General features: G+C 70.2%; 18 protein-coding genes and 1 pseudogene. 14 read left to right on the top strand and 5 right to left on the bottom strand.

Features of this window, described 5'->3' with window-relative positions; genetic code table 11:
* The first annotated feature begins 153 nt into the window (after positions 1–153).
* From hrcA to ACVBEQ_RS24940, 4 genes are all read left to right on the top strand, one after another.
* A complete protein-coding gene (gene hrcA / locus ACVBEQ_RS24955; protein WP_447156103.1) occupies positions 154–1179 on the top strand; it encodes a heat-inducible transcriptional repressor HrcA in 1026 nt (341 codons plus the stop codon).
* Between the two features lie 177 nt (positions 1180–1356).
* Entirely contained in the window at positions 1357–2514 is a 1158-nt protein-coding gene (gene dnaJ / locus ACVBEQ_RS24950) for a molecular chaperone DnaJ (protein ID WP_447156102.1), read from the top strand.
* Positions 2511–3317: a 16S rRNA (uracil(1498)-N(3))-methyltransferase gene (locus ACVBEQ_RS24945; protein WP_447156098.1), complete on the top strand. Its 807-nt coding sequence runs from the start codon at positions 2511–2513 to the stop codon at positions 3315–3317. Before dnaJ ends, ACVBEQ_RS24945 begins: the two co-directional genes overlap by 4 nt.
* Before the next feature lie 52 nt (positions 3318–3369).
* Positions 3370–4158: an alpha/beta hydrolase gene (locus ACVBEQ_RS24940; RefSeq protein ID WP_447156097.1), complete on the top strand. Its 789-nt coding sequence runs from the start codon at positions 3370–3372 to the stop codon at positions 4156–4158.
* Here ACVBEQ_RS24940 and ACVBEQ_RS24935 read toward each other — a convergent pair.
* From ACVBEQ_RS24935 to ACVBEQ_RS24915, 5 genes are all read right to left on the bottom strand, one after another.
* On the bottom strand, positions 4137–4610 hold the full coding sequence (locus ACVBEQ_RS24935; RefSeq protein WP_447156096.1) for a hypothetical protein: 474 nt from the start codon (positions 4608–4610) through the stop codon (positions 4137–4139). The genes ACVBEQ_RS24940 and ACVBEQ_RS24935 overlap by 22 nt on opposite strands.
* On the bottom strand, positions 4607–5365 hold the full coding sequence (locus tag ACVBEQ_RS24930; protein ID WP_447156095.1) for an SDR family oxidoreductase: 759 nt from the start codon (positions 5363–5365) through the stop codon (positions 4607–4609). Before ACVBEQ_RS24930 ends, ACVBEQ_RS24935 begins: the two co-directional genes overlap by 4 nt.
* Before the next feature lie 112 nt (positions 5366–5477).
* A complete protein-coding gene (locus ACVBEQ_RS24925) occupies positions 5478–5957 on the bottom strand; it encodes an ABA4-like family protein (protein WP_447156094.1) in 480 nt (159 codons plus the stop codon).
* The gene (locus ACVBEQ_RS24920) at positions 5954–6931 is read right to left on the bottom strand and encodes a hypothetical protein (RefSeq protein ID WP_447156093.1); all 978 of its coding nucleotides are present in this window, start codon (positions 6929–6931) and stop codon (positions 5954–5956) included. Before ACVBEQ_RS24920 ends, ACVBEQ_RS24925 begins: the two co-directional genes overlap by 4 nt.
* Positions 6921–7607, bottom strand: coding sequence for a MerR family transcriptional regulator (locus ACVBEQ_RS24915; protein WP_447156092.1), 687 nt, complete (start codon positions 7605–7607; stop codon positions 6921–6923). Before ACVBEQ_RS24915 ends, ACVBEQ_RS24920 begins: the two co-directional genes overlap by 11 nt.
* A 152-nt stretch (positions 7608–7759) precedes the next feature.
* Between ACVBEQ_RS24915 and ACVBEQ_RS24910 the strand changes: the two genes are divergently transcribed.
* The 10 genes and pseudogenes from ACVBEQ_RS24910 (at position 7760) to nudC (ending at position 17716) form a co-directional block, all read left to right on the top strand.
* The gene (locus tag ACVBEQ_RS24910; RefSeq protein ID WP_447156091.1) at positions 7760–8113 is read left to right on the top strand and encodes a histidine triad nucleotide-binding protein; all 354 of its coding nucleotides are present in this window, start codon (positions 7760–7762) and stop codon (positions 8111–8113) included.
* Between the two features lie 342 nt (positions 8114–8455).
* Complete coding sequence (locus tag ACVBEQ_RS24905) at positions 8456–9466, top strand: PhoH family protein (RefSeq protein ID WP_447156101.1); 1011 nt, start codon at positions 8456–8458, stop codon at positions 9464–9466.
* The gene (ybeY, locus tag ACVBEQ_RS24900; RefSeq protein ID WP_447156090.1) at positions 9463–10032 is read left to right on the top strand and encodes an rRNA maturation RNase YbeY; all 570 of its coding nucleotides are present in this window, start codon (positions 9463–9465) and stop codon (positions 10030–10032) included. The genes ACVBEQ_RS24905 and ybeY overlap by 4 nt, the downstream gene beginning before the upstream one ends.
* 16 nt (positions 10033–10048) lie before the next feature.
* Positions 10049–11392 (top strand): annotated as a pseudogene (locus ACVBEQ_RS24895) (hemolysin family protein); the annotation flags it as partial.
* A 410-nt stretch (positions 11393–11802) separates the two neighbouring features.
* On the top strand, positions 11803–12165 hold the full coding sequence (locus tag ACVBEQ_RS24890; RefSeq protein WP_447156089.1) for a cytidine deaminase: 363 nt from the start codon (positions 11803–11805) through the stop codon (positions 12163–12165).
* On the top strand, positions 12162–13079 hold the full coding sequence (gene era, locus ACVBEQ_RS24885; protein WP_447156088.1) for a GTPase Era: 918 nt from the start codon (positions 12162–12164) through the stop codon (positions 13077–13079). The genes ACVBEQ_RS24890 and era overlap by 4 nt, the downstream gene beginning before the upstream one ends.
* 138 nt (positions 13080–13217) lie before the next feature.
* On the top strand, positions 13218–13949 hold the full coding sequence (locus tag ACVBEQ_RS24880) for a hypothetical protein (protein WP_447156087.1): 732 nt from the start codon (positions 13218–13220) through the stop codon (positions 13947–13949).
* A 142-nt stretch (positions 13950–14091) separates the two neighbouring features.
* A complete protein-coding gene (locus tag ACVBEQ_RS24875) occupies positions 14092–15381 on the top strand; it encodes a M16 family metallopeptidase (protein WP_447156100.1) in 1290 nt (429 codons plus the stop codon).
* Positions 15381–16748 carry a M16 family metallopeptidase gene (locus tag ACVBEQ_RS24870; RefSeq protein WP_447156086.1) on the top strand — a complete coding sequence of 456 codons (1368 nt, stop codon included), beginning with the start codon at positions 15381–15383 and terminating at the stop codon, positions 16746–16748. The genes ACVBEQ_RS24875 and ACVBEQ_RS24870 overlap by 1 nt, the downstream gene beginning before the upstream one ends.
* Positions 16745–17716: an NAD(+) diphosphatase gene (gene nudC, locus ACVBEQ_RS24865; protein WP_447156085.1), complete on the top strand. Its 972-nt coding sequence runs from the start codon at positions 16745–16747 to the stop codon at positions 17714–17716. The genes ACVBEQ_RS24870 and nudC overlap by 4 nt, the downstream gene beginning before the upstream one ends.
* Positions 17717–17718: the final 2 nt, after the last annotated feature.

The raw sequence follows: 17718 nt of genomic DNA, 5'->3' as shown, positions 1-17718 counted from the left end.
GTCACCACAGGGCGCGTTCGGACGCCGACGGCATCGGCGCCGCGACGATTACACTTGGCAGGCGGGCAGTGCGAGTGCCAGCCACCACATCGCGCGCCGTTTCCCGCGAGCAGGCGGGCGGCACACCGTGGGAGTATCCGAAAACTGGAGGTGATCATGACGGCGGACGACAGGCGTTTCGAGGTTCTCCGCGCGATCGTCTCCGACTACGTCGCGACGCGCGAACCGGTCGGGTCGAAGTCACTGGTCGATCGACACCAGCTCGGTGTCTCGCCGGCCACCATCCGCAACGACATGGCGGTGCTCGAGGACGAGGGCTATATCGCCCAGCCGCACACCTCGGCGGGCCGGATCCCGACAGACAAGGGCTACCGGCTGTTCGTCGACCGGCTCTCGCAGGTCAAGCCCATGTCCTCGGGCGAGCGAAAGGCGATCCAGGCCTTCCTGTCCGAGGCGGTCGACCTCGAGGACGTGCTGCGTCGCTCGGTGCGCCTACTGGCCCAGCTGACCCGCCAGGTGGCGGTGGTCCAGTACCCGACTCTGTCCCGCTCGCTGGTCCGGCACGTCGAAGCGGTGGCGCTGGACCGGCGTCGCCTTCTGCTCGTGGTGATCACCGACACCGGCCGGGTCGAGCAGCGGCTGGTCGAGCTCGAGGACGACATCACCGATGACGCGCTGACCACGCTGCGCTCGCTGCTGGCCAGTCAAATCTCCGGCCGCCGGCTGGCGGACGCCGCGACGGCCGTCAGCTCGCTGGCCGCGATGGCCGATCCGGCCGTCCGGCACGTCGTGGTGCCGTCGGTCAGCGTGCTGCTCGACGCACTGGTCGAGCACCCGGAGGAGCGGCTGGTGCTGTCCGGTACGTCACACGCGACGGGCGCCTGGGCCGATCAACCGGCCAGCCTGCACGGCGTCCTGGAAGCGCTCGACGAGCAGGTGACGTTGCTCAAGCTGCTCGCGGCGCTGGAGACGCCGGACGCGGTGATGGTGTCGATCGGCCGGGAGAACGCCGACATCAACCTCTCGACGTCCGCGCTGGTTTCGGCGGGGTACGGCAGCGGAACCACACTGATGGGTGGGTTGGCGGTCGTGGGCCCGACCCGAATGGACTATCCGGGAACGATGGCCGCCGTCCGTGCTGTTGCACGCTATGTCGGCGAGATCGTCGCCGGCCGCTGATTTCCAGATCGCTCCGCAAGGGCGAACACTGAAGTGCGGCAGTACGAGATGACAGCTGCCGAACGACTGCGGCAGCACTGAACGGCAGCACAGACCGAATGGCATGACGTCACCCGCGCGGCGGGTGGATGGAGCAGGTGCGGGTGATAGCCCGCGGGAAGGCAACTGGTGCAGAGGGTGGCACGGGACTATTACGGCCTGCTGGGCGTGGCCAAGGGCGCGTCCGCGGACGAGATCAAGCGGGCCTACCGCAAGCTGGCGCGGGAGTTGCATCCCGACGTCAATCCCGATCCGGCCGCTCAGCAGAAATTCAAGGACGTCACCGCGGCGTACGAGGTCCTGTCGGACCCGGCCAAGCGGCAGGTGGTCGACCTCGGCGGCGACCCGCTCGGCGGTGGCGGCGGCGGGCAGGGCGCGCCCGGCGGGATGGGCGATCCGTTCGGCGGCATGGGCCTGGGCGACATCATGGACGCCTTCTTCGGCGGCGGAGGCGGCGGTGCACGTTCCCGCGGTCCGCGTTCGCGGGTGCGGCAGGGCGACGACGCGCTGATCCCGGTCGAGCTCACGCTCGAGGAGTGCGCGACCGGTGTGGCGAAGGATCTCGCGGTCGACACCGCAACGCTGTGCTCGGTCTGCCACGGCTCCGGGTGCGCCGAGGGCACCAGCCCCGCGACCTGCGACATGTGCAAGGGGTCCGGCGAGATCCAGCAGATCCAGCGGTCGCTGCTCGGTCAGGTCGTGACGTCCCGGCCGTGCCCGGTCTGCCGCGGGTTCGGCGAGGTGATCCCCGAGCCCTGCCGGCAGTGCAGCGGCGAGGGCAGGGTCCGTGCACGTCGGACGGTGCGGGCCAACATCCCGGCAGGCGTCGGCGACGGTATCCGGGTCCGGTTGGCCGGCCAGGGCGAGGTCGGCCCCGGCGGCGGCGCCCCCGGCGACCTTTACGTCGAGGTCCAGGAGTTGCAGCACGAGCGGTTCACCCGGGACGGCATCGACCTGCACTGCACGGTCCACGTGCCGATGACGGCGGCCGCGCTCGGCACCTCTATGGGCCTGCAAACCCTGCACGGTGTCGAGGATCTCGACATCCATCCGGGCACCCAGTCGGCCACCGTGCTGACCCTGCGCGGGCAGGGCATGCCTCGGCTGCGGGGCACCGGGATCGGGAACCTGCACGTCCACATCGAGGTGGTGACGCCGACCAAGGTGGACGGCAGGCAGGCCGAACTCCTGCGTGAACTCGCCGCACTGCGCGGCGAGGAGCAGCCGGAACTCGCGGCCCGCGCGCACAACGGGGGATTCTTCTCCCGCATCCGCGATTCCTTCGTCGGGAAGTGAACGACGGGCCCACCGACAGCGACGCCGGCCGAAAAGGATCCGACAGCGGGCAGGCTCATCGCGAACCCGGCAGCTGGCCGTACTTCCTGGTCGATCGGGTGCCGCCGGCCGGGCCCTACCTGCTGACCGGTCCGGAGGGCCGGCATGCCGCCACCGTGAAACGGCTGCGCTCGGGCGAGAGCCTGGTGCTGACGGACGGCACCGGAGTGATCGCGGATGCGGTCGTGACCGAGGTGCGGCGTGCCGAGCTGACAGTCGAGGTCGGACCGCCGACGGTCGTCGAGCCGCCCGCCGTGCGGGTCACCCTGGTCCAGGCGTTGCCCAAGGGCGACCGCGGGGAACTTGCCGTCGAGCTGGCCACCGAGGCCGGCGTCGACCGGGTGATGCCATGGGCGGCGCAGCGGTGCGTGGCGCGCTGGAAGTCGGCGGAGCAGGCGGCCAAGGGTGCCGAACGCTGGCGGGCGGCCGCCCGGGAGGCGGCGAAACAGTCCCGCCGGCCGTTCGTGCCGCCGGTCGCCGACCTGGCCCCGACGGGGACGGTCGCCGAGCTGGTCCGCGCGAGTGATGCTGCCCTCATCCTGCATGACGCGGCAGCCGCCCCGTTGCGGACCGTGGCGATCCCCGGCAGCGGTGACGTGGTACTCATTGTCGGGCCCGAAGGCGGCCTGACCGAGGAGGAACTGACGATGTTCACCGCGGCCGGTGGCGTGCCCGTTCGGCTGGGCCCGCAGGTGCTGCGGACGTCGACCGCCGGGGCCGTCGCGCTCGGCGCGCTGGGTGTGCTGACCGGTAGGTGGACATGACCGGCGGTCTTCCATCGAGCGGTGCGGTGCACGTGCTGATGCGGCCCGGCCGATGAAGATCGACACCGTCGACTACGCCTACGGACCGCATCCCAGCCAGACGGTGCAGCTGTACCTGCCGACCGGCAACCACCTCTCGGTCGCCGTCGTCATCCACGGCGGTTACTGGCGCGCGGCATACGGCAAGGAACTGGCGGAGCCGCTCGGCCGCGATCTGACCCGATTCGGGGTGGCCGCCGCCGTGATCGAGTACCGCAGGGTGGGCGAGGGCGGCGGCTGGCCGACCACGCTCGCCGACGTCGCCCGAGCTGTCGACTCGTTGGCCGGGCCCGGCCAACACGCGGCGGACGGCCGGCTCGAGCTCGATCGGGTTGCCGCCGTCGGCCATTCCGCGGGCGGGCACCTCGCCGCCTGGCTGGCCCACCGTGGGTCGCTCCGCGCTGGAACGGCCGGATCCGTTGGTCCGGGGGAATCGCACGTGCCTGTCGTCGGCGCGGTGACCCAGGCCGGTCTGCTGGATCTGGTGGCCGCCGCGGACGAACGCCTCGGGGAGGGCGCCGTCATCGCCCTGATGGAAGGGGAGGCGCGCTCGCTGCCGCAGCGCTACCACCACGCGTCCCCGCTGGCCCAGGTCGGTGACGGTGCGAGGGTGGTCTGTGTGCACGGCGACGCCGACGACACCGTGCCACTGCGGCAGTCGGAGCGTTACGTCGAGGCGGCGCTGCGGGCCGGTGATCCGGCCCGGTTGATCCAGCTGCCCGGCATCGGCCATTTCGAGTTGATCGACGTCGGGCATCCGGCCTGGGCGGCCTGCCGCGATCAGGTCCTGCGGATGGTCTGAGCCACCCGCTCCTCGCGGTGTCCCTGTTCCATCACAGTTCGCCGCGGCAGCCAGGTGCTGAGCAGCAGCGCCACCACCACCAGCACCACCTGGGCGATCGTGACGGCCGTCTGGGCGACTGCGTCCGGCCCCGGGAAACCCTCGAGATGCAGGGCGTGGAACAAGGTGTGCGGAACGGCGTAGACCGCCGTCGCCGCCAGCGCCACCTGGACCAGCGTTCGCTCCATGGTGACGGCGGCCGCGACGAGGACCAGCGTCAGGGACAGGCTCAGCGCGCCGACGTCCCTGGTCAGGTGCTCGTTGTACTCCGGGAGGAGCGCCACCCAACCGCGACCGCCGCCCGGGAAGTCGCGGTAAAAGCTCTCCGGCGCGAACAACGCCCAGCCGCCGACCGTGCCCTGCACCACGGCGAGCACCACGAGCAGGACCCGGACCGCTCGGCGCGCCGTCATGACTGGCCCGCGGGGGTGCGATCGCGGAGGTACTCCCCGAATGTGATGCGCCCGTCGCGATGATCGGGAGTCACGTTCCAGCCTTGCCGCAACGCCGCGGCGATCCTGCCCGGAGCCTTGATCGACAGCACCGCCCGTCGCTTGGATGCCGCCGCCAACCAGGCCGCGGCGAGCTCGCGCATCGACAGGACCTCGGGACCACCCATGTCCGGGACGTGCTGAAGGGCCGGACCGCCGGCGAGTTCCACCAGGCGCTCGCTCACGTCGCGCACGTCGATCGGCTGGAAGCTGGTGGACGCCAGCACCGGGAACACCGGGCTGTGCGCCAGGACGCGGCTCATCCCGGCGATCAGGTCGTGGAACTGCGTCGCCCGCAGGATCGTCCACCGCAGGCCGGACGCTTCGATCAGCGCCTCGGACGCGAGCTTGGACCGGTAGTAGGACAGCGGGATGTGGTCGATGCCGACGATCGAGATGTAGATCAGGTGCGGGTCGCCGCCGGCGCTCCGGGTGGCGTCGATCAGCCTGCGGGTCAGGTCGGCGTCGCCGCGCGCCCCGGTGGCGGCGTGCAGGATGACGTCCGCCCCGGCGACCGCGCCGTCGATGCCCTCGCCGGTCCGCAGGTCCCCGACGACGTGGCCGTGGCCGGGCCGCCTGCTCAGGATCCTGACGTCGCCGCCGGTGGTGCGCAGCCGGTCGACCAGCGGCCGGCCGAGGGTCCCGGTTCCCCCGGTGACCAGGTAGGTGTCGCTCATCGCGTGTGGTGCCTCTCCTTCGCGGACCCGGCACCGCGCCGGGCCGTTCGAAACATGTGACACCGGCCGCGCGCCAGATGTGACAGGCCGGCTGTCTGACGGCCCGGATGCCTCAGCGAGCGATCGGCTCCCGAACGACGGGCGCGTCGGTCCACGCCGACCGTGAGTCGCCCTGTCGCACGACGGCAATGGCCCGGACGGCGAAGTAGGCGAGCAGACCGATCGGTGACAGGAAGATCGTCAACAGCAGGATCGGGCTGATCAGCCACGGACTGATGCCACGTGCGCGACTGTCCCGGTACATCCAGCGGCCGATGAACAGGTCGAACGCGATCAGCTGCGCCCAGACCGCCGCCGCGCCGTGCGAGGTGCTCAACACCTGCCGGAGCACGTCCAGATCGGGAGAGCTGACCGCGGCCCAGAACTCCGGGAAGATGGGGATCATCACCATCAGGTAGATGACCAGCGGCGGCAGTGCGATGAGCGGCGAGGCTGAGATGCGCTGCGTCCACCGCCAGCTCGGCAGCAGGATCATCAACGCCCAGAAGGGCGCCGCCACCGCGAATGTCAGCCCGAACAACGCCTCGGTCATCGGGTCACAGTCCCGACCGTCCGGACTTCCCGTGACGCCCGGATGAGCACTGCACCGGCTGGGACCGCCACCGCCACGATGACGGCGCCGAACGCCATTCCGGTCAGCAGGTCCGGCCGCACGATCGATTGACCGCGCAGCGCCTGCCAGGTGACGAGAGCAACGACTGCGGCATACCCGACCGCGGCCAGACCGACCAGCTGAGCGCGCAGCGTGCTGTCGCGCAGGACCGCAACCCGCCGCGATCCCAGCTCGAGCACTATCAACAACACCGGAAGTAATTGCAGCGCATGCATTCCGACGAAGTGTGGGATGCGCAGGTCACCGCCGACGGTGCTCCAACCCAGCAACGGCAAGCCCGGTCCGCCGTCGGGCAGGCCGACGGTGTGGGCGCCGGCGATGCCCTGGAAGTCCTGCAATTGGGCCGCGGTCGGGATGGTCATCAGAAAGCCCAACGCCATGCCGGCCACGGAGATCAACGCACCGGCCCGTATCGCCAGGTTCCGAGCCGGGTCGGGCCCGGGGCTGGCGAACAGCACGACACTGATGACCAGCGTTGCCGCCCAGACGACCGCGATCGACGTGCCCATCACACTGAACATCGCACTGTCCAAAGCGGTGCCGACGTTGAAGTGACTTGTCATGGTGCGCAGCGCCTGACCGACGATGATCACCATCTCCACGCCCAGAAGCACGGCTGCAATCGTCCCGGCCCACCACGCGACCCGACGGCCGCGGCGCAGCTGACCGATCAGCCAGCTGAACGTGACGCCGTAGATGCCCACCGACAACGCGAACTTCAGCGGCTTTGCCCATAACGGCAGGCCGGTGATCGTCCGATCGTCGACGATCAGGCCGACGGCTGCCACCGCAGCCAGCACCGCCATCGCAGTCGCGAGCATGAACAGCGGGCGGTGGGCGCGAACGCCGGACGCCGGGGCGGCGGCCGTTCGGGGTGGGCTGTCAATGACCATGACGTTGCTCCGTGGGAGTCGGCGAAGAAGTGGGGCGGCTTTCGTGTCGTGACGACAGTCGTTGCACTGAAGCGTTTTCCTGTGCCATCCGGCGCAGCTGCAGGGTGAGGGTCTCGCCGACGACCATGCCGATGACGGCGGTCTCGACCATGGCGTCCGCCCTCCCCGTCGCACCGGACTGCGCAACCGCGGCGAGGTCGGCCGCGGCCGCGATCTCGGCCGCCCTCGCGTAGGGCTCGAGAATTCCCACGAGGGTTGGTTGATCGAGCGATGCAAGGGTGGTCAGGACGGCAGCGGCACCGTCCCGTCCGGGGTTTGTGCTAGAGACCTGCCAGCCGAGCCTGTCAACGAGGTCGTCGATGGTCTTCCGGGCAGCGCTGAACTGGTCGTCGTCCGTCGCCACGGCAGGCACGGCCATGGCCTGCTGGACCAGACCGAGCACGCTGTGCACGCTCCGACCCGGGAGGTCGAGCACGGCGGTGACGGCACGGGCGGACGCGACGCTCATTCCGCCGATGTCGATCAGTGCCCGGACGAGCCGGATACGTCGGAGGTGGTCTTCGGAATACTCCGCTTGATTGGGATGGGTGCGGTCTCCGGCCGGGAGGAGCCGTTCTCGCAAATAGAACTTGATGGTGGGGATCGGGACCCCACTGGTCTCGCTCAGTTCTTTCATCCGCACGAGCAGATAGTAACACTATCCGATAGTCCAGCTATCTATCCGGGGACACCCTGATTCCGTTCGGGGTCGACCCTGGTACTACTCACCCTCGCTGAGTGGCCAGGTCAGACAGCGCCGGCTCGTGGCGCGACGATAGGTTGACCGGCATGCCGTACACGCGCGACGACTGCCTGTTCTGCAAGATCGTCACCGGGGAGATCCCGGCTGACGAGGTGCATCGGGACGACCACGTGGTCGCCTTCCGCGACATCCATCCGCAGGCGCCGGTGCACATCCTGTTGGTGCCCACGAACCATTACGACAACGCCGCCGAGGTGGCCGGGGACGACCCGCACGCGCTCGCTGCGCTGGTGCTCACCGCCAAGGCGGTCGCCCAGGCCGAGGGCATCGGGGAATCGGGGTACCGCCTGCTCTCCAACACCGGTGCGGGGGCGGGGCAGACGGTGTTCCACGCCCACCTGCACCTGCTGGGCGGCAGGAAATTCAGCGAGGCAGGCTGACCCACGGCCCGGCCGCGCCGGAATGAGCTGGTCTGCTGCACCGTTGCCGACGGTAGAATCAATGGGTACGCACCCGTCAGGCAATCGGCGGCAGACAACCAGCGAAAGTAGGCAGTGCAACAGGTGCCGGATTCCCCGTCGGCCGCAGCGCGGTCCGACCTTCCCCGCGGTGATCACCCCACCGTCGACAACCTGACCCCCGTCAGTTCCTCCGACCCGTCCAGGGTGGCAAACAGCCAGGTCAGCACCGCCAACACGGTGCCGAGCGCGGCCGAGCTGTCTGCCCGGACCAGCGAGCGAACTGTCGGCGAATCGACCCTCGTCGTCGCCGACGAACGCCAGATGATGGGCCTGCTGGGGTCGCGGGACTCGTTGCTCCGGCTGCTGGAGGAACATCTCGCCGCCGATATCCATGTTCGCGGTAATCGGATCACGTTGCGCGGCAGTGCCGAGGACGTCGCTTTTGCCGAGCGCACGTTGCGTGAATTGCTGGCGCTGCAGGAATCGGGCTCGGTCATCACTCCCGATGCCGTCCGGCGGACCATCGGAATGCTGGCGAATCCGGACGGCGCGACCGATTCTCCGTCCCAGGTCCTCGGGCTGAACATCATCTCCCGCCGCGGCCGGACGATCCGCCCGAAGACGCTGAACCAGAAGCGCTACGTCGACGGGATCGACCAGCACACCATCGTTTTCGGGATCGGGCCGGCCGGTACCGGCAAGACGTACCTTGCGATGGCGAAGGCCGTGCAGGCACTGCAGGCCAAGCAGGTGACCAGGATCATCCTCACCCGGCCGGCAGTCGAGGCCGGTGAGCGGCTCGGCTTCCTGCCCGGGACCCTGTCCGACAAGATCGATCCCTACCTGCGTCCGCTGTACGACGCGCTGCACGACATGCTGGACCCGGAATCGATCCCGCGGCTGATGGCCGCCGGGACGATCGAGGTCGCGCCGCTCGCGTACATGCGTGGCCGGACGCTGAATGACGCGTTCATCATTCTCGACGAGGCGCAGAACACCACGCCCGAGCAGATGAAGATGTTCCTGACCCGGCTCGGATTCGGCTCGAAGATCGTCGTCACCGGTGACGTCACGCAGGTGGACCTCCCCGGCGGTCAGCGCTCGGGATTGCAGGTGGTCAGAGAAATCCTGGACGACGTCGACGACGTGCTGTTCTCTGTGCTCACCTCGACCGATGTCGTCCGGCACCGGTTGGTCGGCCGGATCGTCGACGCCTACGAACGGTGGGACGCCGAGAACTCCGCGGACGGCACCGGTCACACCGCACCGGATCGGCAGCAGCGCCGGCTGGGCAGGCCGCCCGGCGGGCACCACAGGGAGTCCGGTCGATGACCATCGAGGTCGCGAACGAATCCGGCGTTGCCGTGGACGAGCTCGCGATGGTGTCGGTCGCGCGGTACGTCCTGGACCGGATGCGGATCAACGCACTCGCCGAACTGTCGATCCTGCTGGTCGACGTCGAGGCGATGACCGAACTGCACGTCAAGTGGATGGACGAGCCCGGCCCGACCGATGTCATGAGCTTTCCGATGGACGAACTGGACACTGCCCGGCGTCCCGACGAGGCCGGTCCCGGACCGGCACTGCTCGGCGACGTGGTGCTCTGCCCGGCCGTCGCAGGGAGCCAGGCCGAGCAGGCCGGTCACTCGCTCGACGACGAGCTGCACCTGCTGACCGTGCACGGCGTGCTGCACCTGCTCGGCTACGACCACGCCGAGCCGGCCGACGAACGCGAGATGTTCCGGCTGCAGAACGAATTGCTCGACACCTGGCGTGATCACCGGGTCGCGGTGGCCCGGCAGGCGAGGCTCGCCGCCGTCGACGCGGCCGTGCTGGACACCGTCGGGCTGGCCGACGTCCGGTCGGAGCCCGGTACCGAGTCGAGCGGGCGGGGCTGATCCGCAGGTGGACAGCATGGATGTGCTGTTGCTCGTCCTTGCCGCCGCACTCGTCCCCATCGCGGGCGTGCTGGCAGCAGCGGACGCGGCAATCACGACGGTCTCACCCGCGCGCGTCGAGGAGCTGGACCGCGAGGGCAGGCGGGGCGCCGCCTCGCTGCACCGGATCACCGAGGACAGGCCCCGGTACACCAACCTGTTGCTGCTGTTGCGGACCGCAGCAGAGATCACCGCGACGGTGATGGCCGCCAAGGTGGCGCTGAGTATCTGGGGATTCCAGCTGTGGGTCGGGCTGATGCTGGTGGTGGTGATCGTCGTGATCACCTACGTCGCCATCGGGGTGCTGCCCAGGACGCTCGGCCGCCAACACCCGTACACCGTGGGGCTTGCGCTGGCCGGGCCGACGAGGGGCCTGGCGAAGGTGCTGTCGCCGGTGGCCTCGCTGCTGATCCTGATCGGCAACGCCATCACCCCCGGTCGCGGATTCCGGGAGGGCCCGTTCTCGTCGGACGTCGAACTGCGCGAGCTCGTCGACATCGCCGGCAGCAGCGGGGTTGTCGAGGAAACCGAACGCGAGATGCTGCAGAGCGTCTTCGATCTCGGCGACACCATCGTCCGCGAGGTGATGGTTCCGCGCACCGAGGTGGTCTGGATCGAGCGCGACAAGAGCCTGCTGCAGGCACTGCATCTGGCCACCAGATCCGGCTTCTCGCGGATCCCGGTGGTCGGTGAGGACGTCGACGACGTCGTCGGTGTCGTCTACATCAAGGACATGATCGCCCGGGCACTGTCACTCGCCCCCGGCGAGAGCGGCCCGCCGCTGACCGAGCTGATGCGGGTGCCGGTGTTCGTCCCGGAGAGCAAGAACGTCGACGCCCTGCTGCGCGAGATGCAACGCGACCGCACCCATTTCGCCCTCGTCGTCGACGAGTACGGCGGGCTGGCCGGGATCGTCACCATCGAGGACCTGCTGGAGGAGATCGTCGGCGAGATCACCGACGAGTACGACGCCGACACCCCCGCCCCGATCGAACCGCTGCCGGACGGCCGGTACCGCGTCTCGGCCCGCCTCTCGGTCGAGGACCTCGGCGAGCTGTTCGACGTCGAACTCCCCGACGACGACGTCGACACCGTCGGCGGGTTGCTCGCGCAGCTCCTGGGTCGGGTGCCGTTGCCCGGCTCGGAGGCGACGATCAACGACCTGCACCTGCTCGGCGAACCGGGCCTGGACCGTCGAGGTAGGCCACGGGTGCAGACCCTGCTGGTCCGCCGGCTCACCGCCGAGGAGCTCGGCGAGGAGGCCGCGCAGGAGGCCGCCGAACGTGAGGCGGACCGTGCCGAGCGGGCCGACCGGGCCGACCGCGAGGAGAAGGCGGAAAGAGCCGAACGCCGGGAGAAATCCGAGAGGGCCGAGGCCGAGAAGCGGCAGAAGTCGGAGAAGGCCGACGCCGCGAAGAAGGCTGCCAAGGCCGCGGCGCGGGCCGAGAAGGCCCGCCGCGCACAGAAGGCGGCGAGAGACAGAGACAAGGCGGCGGCAGACAGAGACAAGGCGGCGGCGGACAGAGCCGACCGGGAGGCTGCCGACGGCGCCAAGGCCGGGGGTCCGGACGGCGCAGCGAACAAGGCCGGGAAACAGTCTCCGAAGGCCCCCGCAGCGGATCCCGTTGTCACCAATGGCTCGGGATCCACCCGTCAGCTCGACAACCCTCAGCTCGACAGCCCGGCCGAACCTCGCACGCCGCCCACCATCGAGGATCGGACTGTCAGCAGATGACCAGCCAACACCAGCAGGACGCCGTGCCGGAACTCGACGCGGAGGACGCCAAGCTGGTCACCCTCGCCCGGGGTGCACGCGCCCGGGCCGGCGCGGCGGAGGGTGCCGCCGTCCGCGACGACGACGGCCGGACGTACGCGGCCGCCTCGGTCGCCCTGCCCTCGCTGCGGCTGACGGCCGTGCAGGCCGCGGTCGCCGCCGCCGTGTCGTCCGGTGCCACCGGGCTCGAAGCGGTGGCCGTCGTGGGCGATGCTGAGCAGCTGGACCCCGATTCCCTCGCCGCGGCCGCCGACCTCGGGACCCCGGTCGCGGTGCTCGCGGCGGTGGACGGCACCGTCCGTTCGAGGACCGCGCGGTGAGCGCTGACCACCGATCCGGATTCGCGTGCTTCGTCGGGCGGCCCAATGCGGGCAAGTCGACGCTGCTCAATGCCATGGTCGGCGAGAAGATCGCCATCACCTCGGACAAACCGCAGACCACCCGGCGTGCGGTGCGGGGGATCCTGACCCGGCCCGATGCGCAGCTGGTCATCGTCGACACACCGGGCATGCACCGGCCGCGGACACTGCTCGGTGAGCGGCTGGGCGACCTGGTCCGGACCGTGTGGTCCGACGTCGATGTCGTCGGCTTCTGCCTGCCCGCCGACGAGGCGGTGGGGCCCGGTGACCGCCGGATCGCGGCGGAGTTGAAGGAGCAGGCCGCCGGCACCCCGGTGATCGGCATCCTGACCAAGACCGACAAGGTGTCCCGGCAGCGAATCGCCGAGCAATTGCTGGCTGTATCCGCCCTCGCGGATTTCGCCGAGATCGTGCCGGTGTCCGCGGTGGCCGGCGACCAGGTCGAATTGCTGGCCGACCTGCTCATCGCGCGACTGCCGTCGAGCGGTCGGCTGTATCCCGACGCCGAGGTCACCGACGAGCCGATGGACACCCGGATTGCCGAGTTGGTGCGGGAAGCGGCTCTTGACGGGGTACGCGAGGAATTGCCGCATTCCCTGGCGGCGTTGGTCACCGAAATCGTGCCGCCCGGGTCCGACGCCGCATCCAGATCTGACCTGACCCGGGTGTTCGTCACGATCTTCGTCGAGCGCGACTCGCAGAAGGCGATCGTGTTGGGGCACAAGGGTTCCCGACTCGCCGATGTGGGGAGACGAGCCCGGCTGCAGATCGAGCCACTGCTCGGGACGAGGGTGTATCTCGATCTGCATGTGGCGGTCGCGAAAGATTGGCAACGCGATCCGCGACAGCTGCGCAAACTCGGATTCGACAACTGACACTCATCCGCCGCAGCAGCACGGAAGGGGCAACGGTCGAGTGAAGGCGGTGACCCACCGTCATGCCGCGACGCGCCCGATGTTCCATGCTTGTTAAAACGGGCGTCCCGATGTTGCCCTTTATGCCATCATGCGTGTATGGGGAGACATGCCAGGGGGGCGGCCCGTTCGCGGGTGCCGGTGGCCGTTGTCGTCTGGACCGTCGTCGTGCTGATCGTCCTCGGGGCGGGGGCACTGCTGGGTGACCGGGGACGAGTCGCGGACAGCCAGGATCCGGTGACCGCCTCGGCGGTCGTCGTCTCGTCGCTCGCGTGTTCGGACGGGACGGGCACGACGCTGGTCGACGTCCTGGATCCGGCCTCGCCGTTGTCGGCCGGCCTCGTCCGCGCCACTCTCGACGCCTGTGGGTATCAAGAGGGGCAACAACTGTCGGTGCAGTTCGCCTCCACCGATCCGGCGCGGGTTGTTCTCGCCGGTACCGCACCGGCAGCAGGGGCAGGTCTGTTGCCGCTCGGTGTCGCGATCGCTGCGCTGCTCGCGCTCGGCGCCGGCCTCGCGGTCTGGATCGACAGCAGGCGGCGGCCGCGGCACCGCGCCGTGGGGACCGCGCGCCATCTGATGGACCACGAAACCATAGACACAGCAGGTGATCCGGCAGCGGATCCCGAGCCCGAGCCGGTCGTCGAGTCGGCGTCCGCCCGTCCCGCCGGCGCGGGGGATCGTCCGGACGAAGAGGCCGGGGATCGCGTCGCCGCCCTCGCGGTGGCAGGCCGCCGCCGGGCCGGCGTCGAGCTGAACTTCCCCTTCTCGTCGACACTTGCCGCGAGCCTGCACGACGAGTTGTTCACCCACCGCAGCGTTTCCAGCTGACGCCCTCGGCGAACGCCGTCCGCCTCACCAAGCCGCGCGGCCGTCGGCCGTCGGCAGCGCGGTTAGGGTGGGGCGCGTGCCCACTGCCACCAGGCCGACCCCTTCGGTACCCGCCCCCCGCGCCCGCAGATCGGTTCAGCGGATTCCGCGTGCCGACTACCCCGTCGAGCGCCGCAAACTGGACAACGGCCTGCGGGTGGTGTTCGCGCCGGACCGGGGCGCCGGCGTCGTCGGCGTCTCCGTCCACTACGACGTCGGCTTCCGGTCGGAACCCGAAGGCCGCACCGGTTTTGCGCACCTCTTCGAGCACCTGATGTTCCAGGGCAGCGAGTCGCTGCCCAAGCTCGAGCACTTCCGTCTCGTGCAATCCTCCGGCGGCGTCTTCAACGGCTCCACGCACACCGACTACACCGACTACTTCGAGGTCGTGCCCGCCGGTGCGCTGGAACGGGCGCTGTTCCTCGAGGCCGACCGGATGCGCGCCCCCAAGATCACCGCCGAGAACCTCACCAATCAGGTCGACGTGGTGAGCGAAGAGATCCGGCTGAATGTCCTCAACCGGCCGTACGGCGGCTTTCCCTGGATTCAGCTTCCGGCGATCCTGTTCGACTCGTTCGCCAATGCGCACAACGGATATGGCGACTTCGTCGACCTGCAGGCGGCCACCGTCGCCGATTGTGCCGAATTCTTCGAGACCTACTACAGCCCGGCCAACGCGGTCCTGACGGTGTGCGGCGATGTCGACGTCGACCTCGCCGCCGAGCTCGTGACGCAGCATTTCGGTGACATCCCGTTCCGGCCGGCACCGGTCCGGCCGTCCTTCGACGAGCCGTGGCCGATCTCCGTCCTCGAGGGTGAGGTGATCGACCAGCACGCCCCGACGCCGGCCCTGGCGGTCGGCTGGCGGCTCCCCGACCCCGTCGCGGACCTGCCCGGATACCTGTCCTTCGTCGTTCTCGCCGGCCTGCTGACCGAGGGCGAGTCCTCCCGCCTGCAGAGCTCCCTGGTGGCGAAACGCTCGCTGGCGACGGACATCTGGGCGAGTCCCGGGTTGCTGGGCGGTCCGCTGGACTCCCGTGATCCCGATGTCTTCGTGCTCGGTGCGCTGCATCCGTCCGACGTTCCGGCGTCCACCGTGATCGACGCCGCCGCCGAGCAGATCGCACTGCTCGGCGCGAAGGGGCCCGGAGAGCTCGAGATGCAGCGTGCCCGCGCACGGTTCGCCTCGGCCCTGTACCGCGACAACGACAGCGTGGCCAGCCGCACCCGCTCGCTGGGTTCACTGGAACTGCTGCACGGCCGCGCGGAACTGCTCGGCGAGCTGCCCGATCTGCTCAACGCGGTGACGGCCGACGACGTCGCGGCGGCCGCCAGATCCCTGGACCCCGGACGCTGCGCAGTGCTCCGCGTCGTCCCGGCGGGGGACCGCTGATGAGCCCCCGCACCGCGGAAGAGATCGGCCGCACCGCGATCGGAGCCCGGCCGGTGCCGCCGATGAGCCTGACCGGGAAGATCAGGGCTCCATCCCTGCAACGCGCCGAACTGGACAGCGGCCTGACGGTGATCGCGGCCCGCAAGCCGCGCAGCCCGCTGGTCGAGGTGCGGCTGCGGGTCCCGTTCGGCGGGACCAGCCGGGTACACGCGGCGCGGGCGGAGATGCTCGCCGCGACGATGCTGCTCGGCACCGGATCCCGGGACCGCGAGCAGGTCGACGCGGAACTCGCCCTGGTCGGTGGCCATCTCGACGCCTCGGTCGACCCGCAGCGGCTGATGATCACCGGTTCGGTGCTCTCCACCGGCCTGCCCGTGCTGCTGGCGGTGCTGGCGGACTGCCTGACCGACGCGGCCTACCGCAGGTCCGACGTGGTCGGTGAGCGCGAGCGGCTGGTCGAGCACCTGGCGATCTCCGCCACCCAGCCGTCATCGGTGGCGCACCGTTTCCTGCAGGAGCGACGCTTCGGGGAACATCCCGCCGCCTGGGACACGCCCGAGCCCGAACTGGTGGCCGCCGTCGGTCCCGCGGTGTTGCGCCGGTTGCACGAACGCAGTCTGGTCCCGCGCGGTTCGACCCTGGTGCTGGTCGGCGATCTGAGCCCGACCAGGGCCGTCGACATCGCCGGCGCCGCGCTGGCCGGCTGGACCGCCGATCCGGCGGTCACCGCCCGCGGTCTGAAGCCGCCGCCCGCGGTCGTCGGTGACACCCTGCTCGCGCACCACCGACCGGGCGCCGTGCAATCCCAGATCCGGCTGTCGGGTGCGGCGGTCACCCGGCACGACCCCAGCTACCCGGCTCATCAGCTGGCGAATCTCGTGTACGGGGGCTACTTCTCGTCCCGCCTCGTCGAGAACATCCGCGAGGACAAGGGCTACACCTACAGTGCGCGGTCGTCGCTGGAGTTCTGGCCGCAGTCGGCGGCGGTATCGATAGCGTTCGACACCACCACGCCGTCGACCGCGCCCGCACTGCTGGAGGCCCGTTACGAGCTCGGCAGGATCAGCCTGGTCGCACCGACCGCCGACGAGGTGGAGTCCGCGCGCAACTACGCACTCGGCACCCTGGCCACGTCACTGTCGACCCAGTCCGGGCTGGCCTCGACGCTGTCGATGCTGGCCGGCACCGGGCTGGACGAGTCCTGGCTGAAGCACCATCCGGTGGCGCTGGCGGCGGTGACGGTCGACGAGGTCGCCGCTGCCGCCGCCGACATGCTCGCCCCGGCCCGGTTCACCGGTGTGGTCGTCGGTGACGTCGGCGTCCTCGAGTCGCAGTTGCGCGGACTCGGCGACGTGGACTTCGCGTGAGCACCCGGTACGAGGCGATCCCCGCCACCGCACCGGCGCTGACGCCGAGCTTCCGGATCGACACGCCGCTGCTCTCGCGCGGGAACGCCGACCGCTCCGAGGATCTGCGCGAACCCGCCCGGATCGAGCGGGAGTGGCCGCGGGCCAGGGTCCTCACCGTCGATCGGCGCGGCCGGGCGGCGATCGACCCGGGCACCGCGAGGCTGGACACCCGCGCGGCCCTTTCCGTCGGCGACGTGCCACCGGTCGATGCGGTGCTGCTGGGCGCGGTAGGGGAGGTCGACCACTGGGCGGTGCCGGGCGATGTCGACGAGGGCGGCGGGCTTCGGGAGTGGGGAGCGCTGCTACCGGACGCCGACGCCGGCCTGCTGACCACCGCCACCGCGTTGCTGAGCTGGCACGCGGCGGCCGGGCACTGCCCGCGCTGCGGTGAGCCGAACACCCCGACGCCGGCCGGCTGGTCCCGGATCTGCCCGAACGATCACCAGGAGTTCCCGCGGACCGACCCCGCCGTCATCGTGCTGGTCCACGACGGAATCGACTCGATCGTCCTTGCCCGGCAACCGATCTGGCCGGCCGGCCGGGTGTCGGTGCTCGCCGGGTTCGTGGAGGCGGGGGAGTCGCTCGAGGGCACGGTGGTGCGCGAGGTACTGGAGGAGGTCGGCCTGTACGTCAACGGGGTCGGCTATCTCGGGTCCCAGCCGTGGCCGTTCCCGCGGTCGCTGATGATCGGCTTCGAGGCGCGCGCCGAGCGGGGCGCGCCGATGGTGCCGCGGGACGGCGAGATCGAGGAGGCCCGTTGGTACCACCGCGACGAGATCCGCGCGGTGCTGGCCGCCGAGGCCGATAATCCCGGGGCCAAGGACGCGTGGCTGACCGGCAGCACCGACGCCGATCCCGCCGTCATCCTGCCCGGTCAGGTCTCGATCGCCCGCCGGATGATCGAGGGCTGGGCAGCCCGGAGTTGACG

This window comes from Nakamurella sp. GG22 (assembly GCF_052976845.2).
The sequence above is the reverse complement of the archived record's forward strand: the minus strand, read 5'-3'. Positions and strand labels throughout refer to the sequence as shown.